This window comes from Clostridium saccharoperbutylacetonicum N1-4(HMT) (assembly GCF_000340885.1).
GTDB classification, from domain to species: domain Bacteria; phylum Bacillota; class Clostridia; order Clostridiales; family Clostridiaceae; genus Clostridium; species Clostridium saccharoperbutylacetonicum.
The window spans coordinates 4,116,537-4,134,328 of record NC_020291.1 but is presented as its reverse complement, the minus strand read 5'-3'; the positions used below and the strand labels follow the sequence as shown (position 1 = coordinate 4,134,328).

The following is a 17,792-nucleotide window of genomic DNA, read 5'->3' as shown; positions in this document are numbered from 1 at the left end:
ATAAATATTACTTTTAATAAGTATAATATTCTGAAAAAATATTAAGAGGAATGTTATGGAAAATATAAACAGCGGAAATGTTACAACAAGTAATGGAAATGCTTTATCAAATACTGGAGGTCTAAAAATCCAATGCTTTAGAGGCGGTAATTATATTCCAATTGATGGTGCAAAAATAACAGTAACAGGGATTACTAACGCGGGAAGCACAAAAAATATTGAACTCATTACAAATTCAGTAGGTTTAACTCAAGTTATAGAATTACCAGCACCTCCGTTAGAATATTCTTTAAATGAAAATAATAACCAAATGCCATATAGTCTTTATGATATAACGGTTGAAAGAAGTGGATTTAATCCAATAGTTATAAGAGGGTGCCAGGTATTTCCAACACAAGTTGCATTTCAAATATGTAATTTAGAGATTAATTTAGGCAGGGGAAGTATGAGGCAGCAAATTATAGATATACCCCCAAATACACTAAATGGAAATTATCCACCTAAGATTCCAGAAGAGGTTGATAAACCAGTGCCTCCTCCAACTTCAGGAGTAGTGTTGCCACAGCCTATAGTTCCAGAATATATTATAGTTCATCAAGGAAGTCCAAATGATCCTTCAGCCACTAATTATAAAGTTCCATTTAAGGATTATATTAAAAATGTAGCTTCCTGCGAAATATATTCAACTTGGACAGAGTCAACCTTAAGAGCAAATATTTTTTGCATGGTTTCTTTTACCTTAAATAGAATTTTTACTGAATGGTATAGAGGTAAAGGAAAAAACTTTGATATTACAAATTCTACAGCATATGATCAAGCCTTTTCTTATGGTAGAAACATTTATGATAATATAAGTCAAATAGTTGATGAGATTTTTTCAACCTATGTAAGGAGAATTGGGAAAAAACAACCGCTATTCACTCAATATTGTGATGGAAAGAGCGTTACTTGTCCTCAATGGTTAAGCCAATGGGGAAGTCAAGAATTAGGAAGGCGTGGAATGGTTCCTTATGATATATTAAAGTATTATTATGGTGATGATATTGAATTAGTTACAGCCGAAAAAGTATCTGGAAGCCCAATGTCATATCCTGGAACTCCTCTTGCTATTGGAGCTTCAGGTCCTGAAGTAAGAGCGATTCAAGGGCAATTAAATAGAATAGCTAGAAACTATCCACTTATTCCTAAGCTTGCTGAAGATGGTAAATATGGTCCAAAGACTGCGAATTCAGTAAAAGTTTTTCAACAGATTTTTACTTTGCCACAAACCGGAATAGTTGATTATGCAACTTGGTATAAAATATCTGATGTTTATGTTGGAGTGACTAAGCTTGCAGAACTTACTACAACTGAATCAAGTAGAGGCTTGGAATTAAATGAATTTATTCCACCAATTATATCTGGATTGGATGATAGGAGGACTATACCAAAGTTTTTTTATTAAATATAGATAAAAGATAGTAGGTCAGTAAAATGAGCTGCTATTTTTTCTAACTAGGCTTATTTGAATTTGTTAGATATAATATGTATATAATTTAGATATTATTGATTAAAGGATACGCAGATTATTTATGGAGGAATAAGTAATGTTGAAAGAGATTCATGATAAATTAATAGCCTTAACAGAGGAAGAATCACAAATATTAAATGGAGAAGCTTCTGTAAATAAAAGTCTTTATACTGATGAGTGGAATTTTGTTATTGATAGTAATAAGTTATTACCAGCAGGTGAATTAATTGATATTAGAAAGCATACGAGATTTGTAAATTTTCCTAGTCATAAACATAATTACATTGAATTTAATTATGTTTATCAAGGAAAATTAATTCAAATTATTGATAACAAAGAAATAATATTGCAAAAAGGTGAATTGATTTTTCTAAACCAATATATAACTCATGAAATAAAAGCTTCAAATGAAGATGATATAATTATAAATTTTATAATTAGACCTGAATTCTTTGATTATATAATAACTCTTTTAGATAATGAAAATATTATAAGTAAGTTTTTACTTACAACATTGTATACTGACTATGAAGAAGGGGAATATCTGTATTTTAAGGTTTCAGAAAGAGAAAATATTCAAGATTTGATTGAGAAAATAATCATAGAATTATATGAGCCTTCAATAATGAGCAAGGCAACAATAAAATTACTTGTAGGGCTTTTAATTGTAGAATTAATTAAAAATTCACAAGATATTGAAATTTATTCTGTAGATAACTATGAAAAAATGCTTATAATTCAAAGTCTTAAATATATTGATGAATATTATGATACTGCAACACTTTCTGAAATAGCTGAAAATTTAAAACAACCTGATTATAAACTTAGTAAATTAATAAAAAAACACACTGGGATGACCTTTAAAGAATTATTGCAGGAAAGAAAACTAAGTAAAGCTGTTGAATTAATTAAATCAACTAATTATTCAATCGTAGATTTAATTGGGATAATAGGATACGAAAATCCTACATATTTTTATAAGATATTTAAAGAGAAATTTGGAATGACTCCTAGAGAATACAAATTGAAATTATGCGATAATATAGATATCCAAAGCGAGAATTAGACTTATGCTTCAATTACCGAAATATGACACATTTATCTTCCGCAGGACTAGTGAAATTTTCGCTGGAAGGTTCTAAATGTGGGCTTGTCGTCATTTCAGCGTGTTCCATATGTAAAATCTGGACAAGCTTAAATGAAACAAGCCCCAATTAAGAACTTTCATCAGTTCAATTTCACATGCCTGCTCCAGAAAAAATGTATCATATTTCTAGTACAGTTTTGTAATTTTAATTTCTCAATAGTGTATACATATTCCATTTATAAGTTTGAGTATTAATTTGGATATCTATAATTAAATTAGAATAAAAAGTAGTGCTTATTTATTCCTGATTGTCATAAATGTATTTGAAAAAATTTATGACAATTAGAGTAAAATAAGGCTGCTTTTTTATTTTTTTATCAGAATTCAAATTATCAGTTTCAAATGTAGATTTGCAAATAAGGATAATAATTAAAACAAACTACGATATTAAAAACGGTTTCTAAATGCAATATAATTTAACCATAGTGTGATGAAAAAATGAACAGGAGGAAAGCTATGGAGTATTATTTAGCCATTGATATCGGTGCCTCTAGTGGCAGGCATATACTTGGCTCAATAGAAAATGGAAAGATAACATTAGAAGAAATTTATAGGTTTGAAAATGGAATTAGTAAAGTTGGGAATGAATATTGTTGGAATATAGAACAATTATTTAAAGATATCAAAAATGGAATTAAAAAATGCAAAGAAATAGGAAAAATTCCAAAGAGCATTGGCATAGATACTTGGGCTGTAGATTTTGTTCTGTTAGATGAAAACGATAATATGCTTGGAAATGCAGTTGCTTATAGAGATGATAGAACCGAAAGAATGATGGAAGAAGTTTTTAAGAGCATTCCGAAAGATATGATGTATTTATATACTGGAATACAATTTCAAAGATTTAACACTGTATATCAATTACTTTCTATTAAGAATAATAATCCGGAAATTTTAGAGAAAGCAAAGACTTTCTTAATGGTTCCAGATTATTTGAATTTCTTGCTTACAGGAAAGAAAGCTAATGAATATACAAATGCTACTTCAACTCAATTGGTAAACTCTTTTGAGAGAACTTGGGATGAAAAAATCTTAGAAGACCTTGGAATCAAAAAGGATATTTTTCAAGAAATAAAATTACCTAAAACTAGTCTTGGAAATTTAAGAAATGAATTAATTGAAGAGTTTGGGTTTGACATGGAAGTTATACTTCCTGCAACTCATGATACAGGATCTGCATTTATTTCATCTGTATGTAATGACAATGATAGCATATATTTAAGTTCAGGAACTTGGTCATTGATTGGAGTGGAAAATAGATTCCCAATTTGTGTACCACAAGCTATGGAATATAACTTTACAAATGAAGGTGGAATAGATTATAGATATAGATTCTTAAAAAATATTATGGGATTATGGGTTATTCAAGAAGTAAGAAGAAATCTTGATAATAAATATTCCTTTGCTGAATTAGTTGATTTGGCAAGAGAAAATTCAAAATTTGCGTCAATAGTTGATGTAGATGATGATAGATTTTTAAAACCAGATAATATGATTGAAGAAATTAAAATTCATTGTAAAGAGACAAATCAAGAAATTCCAGAAGAAGTTGGAGAAATTGCAATGTGCGTATTTAATAGCTTAGCACATTGTTATAAAAGAGCAGTAACTAATCTTGAAGATATATTTGAAAAAGAATTTAAGAGAATAAATATTTTTGGTGGTGGATGTCAAAACAATTTACTAAATGAATTGGTTGCAAGTGTTACTGGAAAAGAAGTACTAGCAGGACCAGTTGAAGCAACAGCTATAGGAAATATTGTGGCTCAAATGATCAGTAAAAATGTCTTTAAAGATTTAAGTGAAGCAAGAAAAGCTATAAAAGAATCTTTTGATATTAAAGTATTTAATTAATATTAAATTTGTAAAAAGTCTTATTAAAATAAATAACTCAAACAAGTAAAATTCCAACATAAATAGGAGGAAGAGAAATGAATATTAAAGAAAAATATGAATTAGCAAAAAAAGAATATGAAAAATGGGGAATAGACGTAGATAAAGCTTTAGAAGAACTTAATAAAGTTAAAATATCAATTCATTGCTGGCAAGGGGATGACGTTAAAGGTTTCGAAGTTTCTAAAAATGAATTATCTGGTGGAATTCAATGTAATGGAAATTATCCAGGAGCAGCTAGAAATGCTGATGAATTAAGACAAGATTTAGATAAAGCTTTAAGCTTAATTCCAGGAAAGCATAAAGTAAACCTTCATGCAATTTATTTAGAAACTAATGGTGAAGTTGTAGATAGAGATGAAATCAAACCAGAACATTTTGCAAATTGGGTAAAATGGGCAAAAGAAAATGGATTAGGATTAGACTTTAATCCAACAATATTCTCTCATCCAAAGTCAGCAGATGGTTTAACATTATCTCATCCAAACAAAGAAATAAGAGATTTCTGGATAAAACATGCAATTGCATCAAGAAAAATAGGTGAATATTTTGGTAAAGAATTAGGACAAACTTGTTTAACCAATATTTGGATACCAGATGGTTATAAAGATATACCAAGTGATAGATTAGGACCAAGAAGAAGACTTAAAGAATCTTTAGATGAAATCTTTAAAGTTGAAATAGATAAAAAATACAATCTTGATTGTGTTGAGTCAAAAGTATTTGGTATAGGGGCTGAAAGTTATACAGTAGGTTCTAACGAATTCTATTTAAGCTATGCAGCTAAAAATAACATAATGTCCCTAATGGATACTGGACATTATCATCCAACAGAAGTTGTTTCAGATAAACTTTCAGCAATGTTATTATTTAATGAAAAAGTTGCACTTCATGTAAGTAGACCAGTAAGATGGGATTCTGATCACGTTGTAGTTTATGATGATGAACTTAAAGAAATAGCTAAAGAAATAGTAAGAAATGATGCATTAGATAGAGTTATCATTGGACTTGATTTCTTTGACGCAAGTATTAACAGAATTGTAGCATGGACAATTGGTTCAAGAAATATGATAAAAGCATTATTAAATGCAATGTTAACTCCAAATGCTAAATTAAAAGAATTACAAGATGAAGGTAACTTCACAGAAAGATTAGCTTTAATGGAAGAATTTAAAACTTATCCAATAGGTGACATTTGGAATTACTACTGTGAAAAGAATAATGTTCCTGTAGGTGAAAAGTGGATTAGTGAAGTTAAAGAATATGAAAAAACTGAATTATCAAAGAGAAACTAGAGAACAATTAATTAATAAAAGAAAGTAGGAATAAAAATGGCTTTAGAAGATATGAAATTTATACAAAACTTTAAAAAGATAACAGAAGATGCATGGCTTAAGGGTTGGCATGAAAGAAATGGTGGAAATATTACATATAGACTTACTGAAGAAGAAGTTGCTGGAGTAAAGGTATTTATTAATGAAGATTCAGCTTACACTCCAATAGGTGTAACAGTTAAAAATTTAGCTAATGAATACTTCTTAGTAACTGGAAGTGGAAAATTTATAAGAAACATGACAGTTTGTTTAGAAGAAAATGCAGGGATAGTTAAAATAGATGAAAAGGGTGAAAATTATAAAATAGTTTGGGGCTTAACAAATGGTGCTAAGCCAACAAGTGAATTACCTTCACATTTAATGAGTCACTCAATTAAGGTGGAAAAAACAAATGGAGCTCATAGAGTTATAATGCATTCTCATACTACTAATGTAATTGCTTTAACTTTTGTATTACCTTTAGATGGAGCAGTATTTACTAGAGAATTATGGGAAATGGCAACTGAATGTCCTGTAGTGTTCCCAAGTGGAATTGGAATAGTTCCTTGGATGGTTCCAGGAGGATCAGCAATTGCAGATGCAACTGGTGAATTAATGAAGAGTCATGATGTTGTAATTTGGGCACACCATGGAATGTTCTGTTCAGGAGAAACTTTAGATTTAACTTTTGGACTTATGGACACAGTAGAAAAATCTGCTGAAATCTTAGTAAAAGTTCTAGCAATGGGTGGAAAGAAACAAACAATAACTTCTCAAAACTTTAGAGATTTAGCAAGAGATTTTAATGTAAGTATTTCAGAAGACTATTTAAGCTAATATAGTTATTTAGAAACATATTAACCAAAAGTATAAACTATAACTCCTTAACCATAATAGTTTCAAATAACTTATTAATATAATTATAATATGGAAAATTAAAATTACCCTTGGGACCCCTCGAGGGTAATTAAACATTGATAATTATCAGTTGTCAATGATCAATTATTTATGGTCAATATTTGACAACAGTTTAGCATAATTATAAAAGTTAATAATTTAACATAGTAAGCGTTAAATATCATATTAAAATATAAAAAATTTAAAGGAGATTGATTAAAATGGCAAATAGAATGATATTAAATGAAACAAGCTATATAGGTGCAGGAGCAATTGAAAATATTGTTGCTGAAGCTAAAGTTAGAGGTTACAAAAAAGCTTTAGCTGTAACTGATAGAGATTTAATTAAATTTAATGTAGCTACAAAAGTAACAGATTTATTAAAAGCAAATAATTTAGCTTTTGAAATTTTTGATGAAGTAAAAGCAAATCCTACTATAAATGTAGTTCTAGCAGGTATAGAAAAGTTCAAGGCAGCTGGTGCTGATTATTTATTAGCAATTGGTGGGGGATCATCAATAGATACTGCAAAAGCTATTGGTATAATAGTTAAAAATCCTGAATTTTCAGATGTAAGAAGTCTTGAAGGTGTAGCTGACACAAAAAATAAGTGCGTTGATATAATAGCAGTACCAACAACAGCAGGAACTGCAGCTGAAGTAACAATTAACTATGTAATTACAGATGAAGAAAAGAAACGTAAATTTGTATGTGTTGACCCACATGATATTCCAGTAATTGCAGTAGTTGATTCAGAAATGATGTCATCAATGCCAAAAGGATTAACAGCAGCTACAGGTATGGATGCTTTAACTCATGCTATTGAAGGATATATTACAAAGGGAGCTTGGGAATTAACTGATGCCTTACATTTAAAAGCTATTGAAATTATAGGACGTTCCCTTAGAAGTGCAGTAAACAATGAGCCTAAGGGAAGAGAAGATATGGCTCTTGGACAATATGTTGCAGGTATGGGCTTTAGTAATGTAGGATTAGGTATTGTTCATGGAATGGCACATCCACTTGGAGCTTTCTATGATACTCCGCATGGAATTGCTAATGCGGTATTATTACCATATGTTATGGAATATAATGCAGAAGCAACTGGTTATAAATATAGAGAAATTGCAAGAGCAATGGGAGTTCAAGGCGTAGATAGCATGTCTCAAGATGAATATAGAAAAGCAGCTATTGACGCAGTTAAAAAACTTTCAGAAGATGTTGGAATTCCAAAAGTGTTAAATGAAATTGGTGTTAAAGAAGAAGATTTACAAGCGCTTTCTGAATCAGCATTTGCAGATGCATGTACACCAGGTAATCCAAGAGATACAAGTGTAGAAGAAATATTAGCAATTTACAAAAAAGCTTTCAAATAATAAAGTATAGATATTCTAATTATCAATAATCAATTAATGGAGAAGATCACAGAGAAAGAAAATTGTTGATTAGTCTTACTATTACACTCATAATTTTTAGTAACCAGCGTTTTTCATTACTTCTAATAAGTTTGGATGTATACTTCTTTTTAAATCACTATATAACTCTTTGAAATCTAAAAAAACAGTAACAATCAAACTCGAGAATTTGAAGTTTGATTGTTACTATATTATCCAACAAATTAACTTTATAATCTATTATGGGTGATATTTTTGTTTCAAATCTGTAACTTCATTGTCTTTTATAGTTACATCACATAAAATTCCTTGTGTTGTTTCTCCAAGCTCTTTCTTTACTTCATCAAAGTTTGATTTAGTTGCTTCAGCACCAGTTTTAATTATACTATAAGTAGCATTATTTGAAACTTTTACTTTTTTTACTTCTTTGTTTTTATCTCTTATATAATAATCATTAGTATATCTAGACTGTGCTTCTTCTCTTGTACATTTATCATCTTCCATTATAGCCTTAATAGCTTCTTCTCCTGACAACCATTGTATATATTGTATTGAAATATACTTACTTCCACTTTCTTCATACAACTTTTTTACATAACCTAATTGTTTGCCATCACTAGTTGTTGCTCTAGCTGTATCAGTTTTAGCTGTAGTGGCTGTTGTATCAGATTTAGCTGCATTAGTTTTATCATTGTTTGTTTTAGTATCTGTAGTAGTTGTAGATCTAGTTGTTTCTTTTACTGCCTTATCGTCTGCACTTTTGGGGTCACATCCTGTAAAATTAATAGTTCCAAGTATTAGTACAGCAATTAATAATTTTTTCATATTTTCCTCCTAATTCTTTACATTTTTTATTTTAATTCTATAAATGAGCAATTTTCATAACAAATTTTGGTATTATATAAGATATGCACATATATATTTAGGCATTGCTGCCTTTTTAAGTTGATGAACAATATATTACTATTGTTTATTAAATTATTATTTTTAATAGTATTATAACATAATTTACAAAATATCACATATATCATATATTGGTACTCTTTTTTAAAATCTTTTATTTTGATATATGACTACATTGATTTGAACAACTTGAAATAGTTACTAAAATTGAATATTGAAAATTGTCAATTGACCATTTGAATATATATAGTATAATATCTGTGATTTTCTCTTTTGTTACAGGATAATATAAAAATTGGTGTTATTTACTTGAATAAGTATTTGGATATCTATAGATAATATTAATACGTAACAAAGGAGCGATTTATAATGAAATTAATTAAAAAGGCATTGGCAGTTATTGGGCTTGTAGTTATTATATCAGCAATAAAATTCTCTTATAGTTACATAGACATTTTTGCTCAAACAGTAGATCAAAAGCCTGTTAAAGTAGGAGTATTATTATATAGGTTTGATGATGCATATATTTCTTTAGTTCGTCAAGGGTTTGAAGAAATCCAAAAAAATAATCCAGATAAAGTTCAATTTACCTTTTATGATGCTAAAGATGATCAAATGATTCAAAATCAAACTATTGAAGCCATTTTAGAAAACAAAAGTGAAGATATATTACTTTTAAATATAGTAGATGTAAAAAGGGCTTATGAAGTTATTGGAAGAATTAAAGAATTTAATATACCAGTCGTTTTATTTAATCGAGAACCTCTTGATATGAATTCAGTAAAATCTTATAATAAGGCATTTTTTGTTGGAACTGATTCTGCACAAGCAGGCGCATTTCAAGGTGAAATTATAATTAATGCATGGAATAAAAACAAAGATACTATGGATGCTAATAATGATGGAATCTTACAATATGTAATGCTAATTGGGGAAAATAATAATAAAGATGCAAATGAAAGAACAGAATATTCTATTTTAACAATTAATAATGGAGGGATACAAACACAGGAAATTGCATCTACAGTTTCTGATTGGAATAGAGAGCAAGCTAAAACAGATTTTGAACCAATATTTATTAGATATAACACTGGAATTGAAGCTATAATTTCTAATAATGATGATATGGCTATTGGAGCAATAGAAGTATTGAATAAATATGGATATAATACTGAAGATGGTACAAAAAATATAGCTGTAGTCGGAGTTGATGCAATACCGACTGCTCAAGAATTAATTAAAAAAGGAGAAATGACAGGTTCTGTTGTTCAAGATGCTAATGCAGTGGCAGAAGCTAGCTATGTTATAGGTATTAATTTGTTTAATGATCAAAATCCCCTTGAAGGAACTTCTTATAAATTTGATGATACTGGAGTAGCTATACGTTTACCATATAAGGAATATGTAGGATGACTTTAAGCAGTTATATTAATGAAATTTATAGTAACATTTTATTGAAAAATACATAAGCAATGGCAAAATAAAAAGAGATAGTACTAGGAAATCCTAAAATACTATCTCAAGTTATAGATTAGAATAAATATCACTAATAAGTATTTACATAATTCAAAATAATATACAATAAAATTATTTTCCAACTATATGAGTTCTTATTAATTCAGCTGGAGATAAAATTTTATCTATAGTTTCTTCAGGGAGTATTTGTTCTTCAAGTAAAATTTCTCGAATAGTTTTTCCTGTTTCTAAAGCTTTCTTTGATATAGAACTAGCTTTATCATAGCCTAAATGTGGAACTAAAGCTGTGGCAGAAACTAAAGAATTTTCAAGATTTTCTGAACATCTGTCTTTATTCATTTCTAAATCCTCTATACATTTTTCTTTAAAGATTATAATACTTTTATCAAGAAGTTCAAGAGATTCTAATAAACATTCAGCTATAAGTGGAGTGAATGCATTTAATTCTAATTGCCCCATAGAACTCGCCATAGTAATGGCAGTATCATTAGAAATTACTCTTAAGCTAACTTGTGCAACCATTTCAGGGATAACTGGATTTACTTTACCTGGCATGATTGTAGAACCAGCCTGCATTTTAGGTAATATAATCTCACCTATTCCTCCACGAGGACCAGAATTTAGCAATCTTAAGTCATTTGAAATTTTGAGCAGATTCACGCTGCATGATTTTAATAATCCAGAAGTTTCTACAAATATATCACAGTTTTGGGTAATATCCATGGGATAGTCAGATCTAGCAATGCCAAGGCCAGTAAGACTTTGAATAAGATCTGTCATCATAAACACATATTTATTAGTAGCATTTAGCCCTGTGCCAATGGCAGTGCCTCCAAGGTTGATTTGTCTTAATCGTTCCTCTACTTTATAAATTCTCCATCTATCTCTTTCAATTGCCTTTGAATATGCACCAAAACTTTGACCTGCAGTCATTGGCAGTGCATCCATTAATTGAGTTCTTCCAAGTTTTATTATGTTTGAAAATTCATTTTCTTTTATTTGCAAGGCTTCTTGTAAATTAGATAAGGAGTTACTTAACTTTCTAATTAATTTAATGGCTGCAATTCTTAGAGCAGAAGGATAAACATCATTAGTTGATTGAGACATATTAACATGATTTAGTGGATGTACTAAATCATAATCGCCTTTAATACCTCCTAATAGTTCAATTGCTCTGTTTGCAATGACTTCATTAACATTCATATTAGTTGAAGTACCAGCTCCACCTTGAAAGGCACTTATTTTAAATTCGTCATCAAGTTTTCCATCTATGACCTCTTCACTGGCTTTTATTATTGCATCAGCTTTGTCAGCTTCAAGCAATTTTAAGGACTTATTGGTCATAGCTGCTGCTTTTTTTATTAAAGCAATTTCCTTTACTAGTTTTAGATTCACAGTTTTACTGTTTAAATCAAAGTTTTCAAGTGCTCTAACTGTATTTATACCACTGTAAGTTTGGTCATCTATATTTTTTTCTCCTAATAAATCTTGCTCCAATCTATAATTCAAAACGAACACATCCTTTTTAAATAAGTAGGCTGCATATTTAAAATTTAGTGCAGCTCAACAATATAATATCATATTTAGCATTATAATTTTATAAATTTGACATTTTATATTATAATAAAAGTATACACCTATAAAAAGAGTGGCTATGCCACAATACGGAACTTATATAAAAAGAGTGGCTATGCCACAATACGCACATATAAAAAGAGCAGCTATGCTGCAACAACGGAACTTATATAAAATATATGTATATAAGTTCCAATTGGGATTATTATATATATCAATTAAAGAAATACCGAAGGGATTTCCTCATCAATTGAGCATTGACAATTGCCTAATTGCCCAATGATAACTAATTTAAAGGAGAGTAATATTATGAGTTTAAATTCGACACCATCTGGAGAAAGAGTGCATATTTCATTGTTTGGAATGACAAATGCAGGAAAATCTAGTATTATAAATGCCTTAACCAATCAAGAGATTTCAATTGTTTCTGAAGTTAAAGGAACAACCACAGATCCTGTTTATAAAGCCATTGAAATTCTTCCTATAGGACCTTGTATGATTGTTGATACAGCAGGACTTGATGACTATAGTGAATTAGGAGATTCAAGAAAAAAGAAAACCCTTGAAGTATTAACAAAAACCAATGTAGCATTAGTAGTTATAGATATTACTATTGGAATTAGTGATAAGGATTTAGACATAATAGACAAATTGACAGAAAAGAAAATACCAATGGTTTGTATTTTAAATAAAGCTGACCAGAAGAATATTACAGTTGAAGAACTTAGTAAAATAGAAAAAGAAATTGGAGCTCCAGTTGTAGCTGTTTCAGCCTTAAACAAAACTGGCATTGATGAGCTTAAGGATAAGATAATAAGTATAATACCAGATGATGAAGATAAATTTAAGTTAGTTGGTGACCTTATTAGTCCTGGAGATATTATAGTTTTAGTTACACCAATAGATAAGGCTGCTCCAAAAGGAAGATTAATACTTCCACAGCAACAGACTATAAGAGATATTATAGAAAGTGATGCTATAGCTGTAGTAACTAAAGAGCATGAATTAAGAGAAACTCTTGAAAATTTAAAGAAAAAACCTAAGCTTGTTATAACTGATTCTCAAGTATTTTTAAAGGCATCTGCAGATACGCCAAAAGACATAATGTTAACATCTTTTTCAATATTACAGGCTAGATATAAAGGAAATCTTTTGGAACTTGTTAAAGGTGCAAAAGCGATAGAAGCTTTAGAAGATGGAGATAATGTGTTAATTGCAGAAGGGTGTACTCATCATAGACAGTGTGATGACATTGGAACGGTAAAAATCCCTAGATGGGTTAGACAAATGACTGGAAAACAAATAAATTTTGAACATTCTTCAGGAACTTCCTTTACAGAGAATATTGAAAAATATAAGCTTGTTATTCATTGTGGAGGCTGCATGTTAAATAGAGCAACAATGCTTTCAAGAATTGATGATGCAGTTAATAATAATATACCAATTGTTAATTATGGTGTCCTTATTGGATATGTTCAAGGTATTTTAGAAAGAGCACTTGAGCCGTTTCCTTTAGCTAAAGCAGCGTATGATGGAGAAATTTAGTGTAGTTAACAGTTTACAGTGTACAGGTTACAATTAGGGGTGGTCTGTGCAGATGACAATTATATTGCAAAAGAATTATTCAAAGCTTAAAGATTTCCAAAGGAAATCAACCTTCATTGACAATTGAGCATTGAACATTGATAACTGCAATAAATGATTCTATAACTAGAGCTTTTAGGAGGCGCTAAAATGTATTTGGTACTTATTGCATATATAATTCTTTGGGCAGCCATAATAAAAATTTATGGTTTTGATACATTATTTTTTATTGGAGGAATTCTCATATTAATTTCGACTATAATTGGTATTATTAGAACAAAAAAAGAAGAAGATATTTATGATATATATAATAAAAAGCATATTAGATGGAAGAAAAAAAGGAAATAAAAATAATACCAAAAATTGTTGATAATACCAGAAAGAATACAAATAGGCTAAATTTATATTTATATTTAGCAAAGGATATTTTAGCATAACTCATAATAAACCTAAAATTAAAGAGGGGCCTGGTATGTATGATTGAATATGACAGAAGGTATTTTGATAAAAGAGAAGAAAAAATTATTGATACTTTACTCCAGGTACTAGAACCTATGATTCCTAATGTTACAGTTGAGTTATTTTATGAAAGTATTAGAATAGTACAACTATATGAAGACGATAGATTAGTAGTTGGATTTAAAATTTTACATGAAGAAAAGAAAGTAGAACTCAATTGTATTATTATTCCTCTTAAAGTTAAACCTAAAGGAATAGGAGATAGAATTATATCTGCATTTTTAGAAGTTGATAAAGAATTTGATTATAGTTTCTATATTACTAATATTGTTACACATAAATGGTATGAAAAGTTATTAAATAGTGGAGCAGAGGAATATGGGGAAAATGGTTTGTACATAGATTCTATAAAATGGAAACCAGTAGAGCAGAATTGGTTGAAATAAGTGAGAAATAAAACAGGTGAATGCATCACCTGTTTTATTATTTGGATAGGAATTATCTGTAAGAGTTAAATTATTAAATAAATTTAATGACTTTGATGAAACTCTCTAATAATATCTAAAAATGATTTCAAAATATTATCTATAAACAAATCCTTTCTGTATATTAAGTTAACTGTTTGCTTAGGTGGATAATCAGAAATTGGAATTGCCTTAAAACCAATTTGTTTCACAGAGCGTATATAGGAATCAGGCAATATGGTTATATTATCTGTGTTTTCTATTAGTCTAATACAAGAATCTAAGTTTATTGTTTGGATTCTAGGTTTACAAATATGGTTAATCATACTAAAGGCTTTATCGATATTTATTCTTGAATTTGAAGTTTGGGTTAATAGAACTATGTTTTCTTGTGTTAAATCTTTTAAGGAAACAGAAGAATATTCTATGAGTCTTGAATTTAATGGTACAACAGCAAGATAAGATTCAATGTTTAAAAGTTCAGAATGAATAGCAGAGTCATCAGCAGAATAGTGGATTAAGCCTAAGTCAAGTTTGCCATTTTTAACATTTTCAACGATTGTAGAACCTCTATGTTCTTCCATTGTTATTAAAACATTGCTATGAATATTATTAAATCTTGAGCAGGGAACTAATAGTAGATGAGATCCAGAAGCACCTACACGAATTTGTTCTCTTAATTTTCCTGTGTAATTTTTTATATCACTTTCAGCCTGCTCAAGATCGAAAAAAATCTTATAAGCATGTGCTTTTAATATTTTTCCTGGTTCTGTTAAGACTGTTCTTTTTTGAACATAATCAAAAAGCTTAACATTTAGCATGTTTTCCAAAATTTTAATTTGGGTGCTTAAGGTAGGCTGAGAAATATTAAGGCGTTCAGCAGCTTTAGTATAATGAAGTTCTTCAGCAAGAACCAAGAAGTAGTTTAATAATCTTATCTCCAACATAATAGCATCTCCTTATATATAGTTATAAACTATGATCATCATATTAAATATAGTATTGATAGATAAATAATAAAACAATATAATAAATTTGTAAATGATATCAAGATAGAAAAGTAACTCAAGGAGGAAAATACTATGGATTACAAACGATTATCCACAGATATTATAAAAAATGTTGGTGGTAAAGAAAATGTTTTAACTTTAACTCATTGTGCTACCAGATTAAGATTTAATCTAAAAGATGATAGCAAAGCTAATACTGAAGTACTGAAAAGTACAAAAGGTATTATGGGAGTAGTAAATAAAGGAGGTCAATACCAAGTAATTATTGGTAGTGATGTTGCAAATGTATATGCAGAGATAAATAAAGTTGCTAGTTTTGATAATGATTCACAAAGTGATGATAAAAATGATAAAGGGCCTGTAGTTAGAGTACTTGATACAATAGCAGGTATTTTTACGCCAATTATACCAGCTATCACTGGTGCTGGTATGTTAAAGGCTGTTTTGGCATTATTAGTTACTTTTAAAGTTATTGCTGCTAATTCACAAGTGTATGCTGTTTTAAATTTTATGGCAGATGCAGCTTTTTACTTTTTACCGTTTTTAATAGCAAATTCGGCTGCTAAGAAATTTAAATGTAATGCTTATATGGCAATGTCTATAGCAGCTGTTATTTTACATCCTAACTTTGCTGCTATGGTTGATGTAGCTAAAAAGGGTGGAACAGGAATTTACTTCTTTGGATTACCAATAACTTTAGCAAGTTATTCATCTTCTGTTATTCCAATTATCTTAGGTGTTTGGTTTATGTCCTTTGTAGAACCAATTGCAGATAAAGTTTCACCTAAACCAATTAAGTTTTTCACAAAACCACTATTAACCTTATTAATTACTGGACTAGCAACTTTGATTGTCCTTGGACCTCTTGGAATAGTCTGTGGTAATGGTATTTCAGCTGCAATAGCATTCCTAAATACATATGCTAGATGGTTAGTTCCACTTATAGTTGGTACTTTTTCACCACTTCTTGTAATGACTGGTATGCATTATGGATTAATTCCAATAGGAATAAACAACCTAGCTACAGCAGGTTTTGATACTGTTGTTGGACCTGGTATGCTTGGATCTAATATTGCACAAGGTGGAGCGGCACTTGCAGTAGCATTAAGAACTAAGAATAGTGAATTAAAACAATTAGCATCATCAGCAGGAATTACTGCAGTTTGTGGTATTACAGAACCAGCTATGTATGGTGTTACATTAAAATTAAAGCGTCCTTTAATTGCGGTTATGATTGGTGGAGGAGCTTCAGGATTATTTTTAGGACTTTCTGGAGTTGGAAGATATACTTCTGGGTCACCAGGACTTTTAGCACTTCCGGGATATATTGGGACCGATGGATTTAGAAATATTATGTTTGCTTGCATTGGTGCAGCAATAGCTTTTGTTGTTTCGTTTGTTGCCACTCTTATCTTAGGTTTTGAAGATATTCCAGAAGCACAAATTGCTGATTCAAAAGCAGATGAAATAATTGAAAATGAAGTAGCTGTAACTGAAGAAAATGTAGTAAAAGATAGCATTATTTATTCACCAATTGAAGGTAAAGTAGTTCCTTTAAATGAAGTAAATGATCCTATGTTTTCAGAAAAAATGATGGGAAATGGAGTAGCTATAATTCCAAAGGAAGGCCGAGTTGTTTCACCTGTCAATGGAACAGTAAATGCCGTTTTTGATACAAAACATGCTATAGGAATTGTTTCAAATGAAGGAGCAGAAATTCTAATTCATATAGGATTAGATACAGTAAAATTAGGTGGAAAATTCTTTGATGCAAAGATAAAGGTTGGAGATTCTATAAACGTAGGCGATTTATTAGTTGAATTTGATATAGAAGAAATAAAGAAGGCTGGATATGATGTTATAACCCCAGTAATAATAACTAATACAGCAGCATATGCTGAAATTTCAATTGAAGCTAGTAAAGTATCTATAAAAGAAAAAGATCATTTAATGGATTTAATCAAATAATACTATAAAAGGTATAGTAATAGAAAATATGGGGTGAAGGATGAGAAATATTGATGTATAACAATTATTTCATCCTTTATCTTTTATTAATCGAGCTTTTAAATATAACAATACTTGGAAAAACATGTATAGATAATCCAAATTAATAATCAAACTTATAAATGTAATATATATGTGTTTAATTTCGGTAAGTTCCATA

At 29.5% G+C, this 17,792-nt stretch carries 14 protein-coding genes; 11 read left to right on the top strand and 3 right to left on the bottom strand.

The annotated features are described in order from the left end of the window. The first annotated feature begins 55 nt into the window (after positions 1 to 55). The 6 genes from CSPA_RS18550 (at position 56) to fucO (ending at position 8,136) form a co-directional block, all read left to right on the top strand. Positions 56 to 1,444 (top strand): peptidoglycan-binding protein, encoded by a 1,389-nt coding sequence (locus CSPA_RS18550; RefSeq protein WP_015393893.1) that lies wholly within the window; start codon positions 56 to 58, stop codon positions 1,442 to 1,444. A gap of 142 nt (positions 1,445 to 1,586) precedes the next feature. After that, positions 1,587 to 2,576 carry an AraC family transcriptional regulator gene (locus CSPA_RS18545; protein WP_015393892.1) on the top strand — a complete coding sequence of 330 codons (990 nt, stop codon included), beginning with the start codon at positions 1,587 to 1,589 and terminating at the stop codon, positions 2,574 to 2,576. A gap of 537 nt (positions 2,577 to 3,113) precedes the next feature. Continuing rightward, positions 3,114 to 4,511 carry a rhamnulokinase gene (rhaB, locus tag CSPA_RS18540; protein WP_015393891.1) on the top strand — a complete coding sequence of 466 codons (1,398 nt, stop codon included), beginning with the start codon at positions 3,114 to 3,116 and terminating at the stop codon, positions 4,509 to 4,511. A gap of 77 nt (positions 4,512 to 4,588) precedes the next feature. Further along, entirely contained in the window at positions 4,589 to 5,845 is a 1,257-nt protein-coding gene (gene rhaA / locus CSPA_RS18535; protein WP_015393890.1) for an L-rhamnose isomerase, read from the top strand. 36 nt (positions 5,846 to 5,881) lie between these two features. Next, positions 5,882 to 6,700, top strand: a complete 819-nt coding sequence (gene rhaD, locus CSPA_RS18530) for a rhamnulose-1-phosphate aldolase (protein ID WP_015393889.1) — start codon at positions 5,882 to 5,884, stop codon at positions 6,698 to 6,700. A gap of 281 nt (positions 6,701 to 6,981) precedes the next feature. Next, the gene (fucO, locus tag CSPA_RS18525) at positions 6,982 to 8,136 is read left to right on the top strand and encodes a lactaldehyde reductase (protein WP_015393888.1); all 1,155 of its coding nucleotides are present in this window, start codon (positions 6,982 to 6,984) and stop codon (positions 8,134 to 8,136) included. Between the two features lie 258 nt (positions 8,137 to 8,394). Here fucO and CSPA_RS18520 read toward each other — a convergent pair whose 3' ends face one another. After that, positions 8,395 to 8,979 (bottom strand): hypothetical protein, encoded by a 585-nt coding sequence (locus CSPA_RS18520; protein ID WP_015393887.1) that lies wholly within the window; start codon positions 8,977 to 8,979, stop codon positions 8,395 to 8,397. A 447-nt stretch (positions 8,980 to 9,426) separates the two neighbouring features. On the opposite strand from CSPA_RS18520, the gene CSPA_RS18515 reads away from it, so the two are divergent. Further along, positions 9,427 to 10,470 (top strand): galactose ABC transporter substrate-binding protein, encoded by a 1,044-nt coding sequence (locus CSPA_RS18515; RefSeq protein ID WP_015393886.1) that lies wholly within the window; start codon positions 9,427 to 9,429, stop codon positions 10,468 to 10,470. Positions 10,471 to 10,644: 174 nt separating this feature from the next. Here CSPA_RS18515 and CSPA_RS18510 read toward each other — a convergent pair whose 3' ends face one another. Next, the gene (locus tag CSPA_RS18510; RefSeq protein ID WP_015393885.1) at positions 10,645 to 12,042 is read right to left on the bottom strand and encodes an aspartate ammonia-lyase; all 1,398 of its coding nucleotides are present in this window, start codon (positions 12,040 to 12,042) and stop codon (positions 10,645 to 10,647) included. Between the two features lie 375 nt (positions 12,043 to 12,417). On the opposite strand from CSPA_RS18510, the gene hydF reads away from it, so the two are divergent. From hydF to CSPA_RS18490, 3 genes are all read left to right on the top strand, one after another. Continuing rightward, complete coding sequence (gene hydF / locus CSPA_RS18500) at positions 12,418 to 13,653, top strand: [FeFe] hydrogenase H-cluster maturation GTPase HydF (protein WP_015393884.1); 1,236 nt, start codon at positions 12,418 to 12,420, stop codon at positions 13,651 to 13,653. Between the two features lie 189 nt (positions 13,654 to 13,842). Continuing rightward, positions 13,843 to 14,040, top strand: coding sequence for a hypothetical protein (locus CSPA_RS18495; protein ID WP_015393883.1), 198 nt, complete (start codon positions 13,843 to 13,845; stop codon positions 14,038 to 14,040). A 128-nt stretch (positions 14,041 to 14,168) separates the two neighbouring features. Further along, entirely contained in the window at positions 14,169 to 14,597 is a 429-nt protein-coding gene (locus tag CSPA_RS18490; protein WP_015393882.1) for a hypothetical protein, read from the top strand. A gap of 83 nt (positions 14,598 to 14,680) precedes the next feature. Here CSPA_RS18490 and CSPA_RS18485 read toward each other — a convergent pair whose 3' ends face one another. Then, positions 14,681 to 15,562 carry a LysR family transcriptional regulator gene (locus CSPA_RS18485; RefSeq protein ID WP_015393881.1) on the bottom strand — a complete coding sequence of 294 codons (882 nt, stop codon included), beginning with the start codon at positions 15,560 to 15,562 and terminating at the stop codon, positions 14,681 to 14,683. 135 nt (positions 15,563 to 15,697) lie between these two features. On the opposite strand from CSPA_RS18485, the gene CSPA_RS18480 reads away from it, so the two are divergent. Next, entirely contained in the window at positions 15,698 to 17,593 is a 1,896-nt protein-coding gene (locus CSPA_RS18480; protein WP_015393880.1) for a beta-glucoside-specific PTS transporter subunit IIABC, read from the top strand. The last annotated feature ends 199 nt before the right edge of the window (positions 17,594 to 17,792 follow it).

What these genes read in the sequence shown, in the direction of transcription:
- CSPA_RS18545 (WP_015393892.1), top strand. Translation starts at nt 1,587, where the DNA reads ATGTTGAAAGAGATTCATGATAAATTAATAGCCTTAACAGAGGAAGAA.
- CSPA_RS18550 (WP_015393893.1), top strand. Translation starts at nt 56, where the DNA reads ATGGAAAATATAAACAGCGGAAATGTTACAACAAGTAATGGAAATGCT.
- rhaD (WP_015393889.1), top strand. Translation starts at nt 5,882, where the DNA reads ATGGCTTTAGAAGATATGAAATTTATACAAAACTTTAAAAAGATAACA.
- CSPA_RS18485 (WP_015393881.1), bottom strand. Translation starts at nt 15,562, where the DNA reads ATGTTGGAGATAAGATTATTAAACTACTTCTTGGTTCTTGCTGAAGAA.
- CSPA_RS18520 (WP_015393887.1), bottom strand. Translation starts at nt 8,979, where the DNA reads ATGAAAAAATTATTAATTGCTGTACTAATACTTGGAACTATTAATTTT.
- hydF (WP_015393884.1), top strand. Translation starts at nt 12,418, where the DNA reads ATGAGTTTAAATTCGACACCATCTGGAGAAAGAGTGCATATTTCATTG.
- rhaA (WP_015393890.1), top strand. Translation starts at nt 4,589, where the DNA reads ATGAATATTAAAGAAAAATATGAATTAGCAAAAAAAGAATATGAAAAA.
- rhaB (WP_015393891.1), top strand. Translation starts at nt 3,114, where the DNA reads ATGGAGTATTATTTAGCCATTGATATCGGTGCCTCTAGTGGCAGGCAT.
- CSPA_RS18515 (WP_015393886.1), top strand. Translation starts at nt 9,427, where the DNA reads ATGAAATTAATTAAAAAGGCATTGGCAGTTATTGGGCTTGTAGTTATT.
- CSPA_RS18480 (WP_015393880.1), top strand. Translation starts at nt 15,698, where the DNA reads ATGGATTACAAACGATTATCCACAGATATTATAAAAAATGTTGGTGGT.
- fucO (WP_015393888.1), top strand. Translation starts at nt 6,982, where the DNA reads ATGGCAAATAGAATGATATTAAATGAAACAAGCTATATAGGTGCAGGA.
- CSPA_RS18495 (WP_015393883.1), top strand. Translation starts at nt 13,843, where the DNA reads ATGTATTTGGTACTTATTGCATATATAATTCTTTGGGCAGCCATAATA.
- CSPA_RS18490 (WP_015393882.1), top strand. Translation starts at nt 14,169, where the DNA reads ATGATTGAATATGACAGAAGGTATTTTGATAAAAGAGAAGAAAAAATT.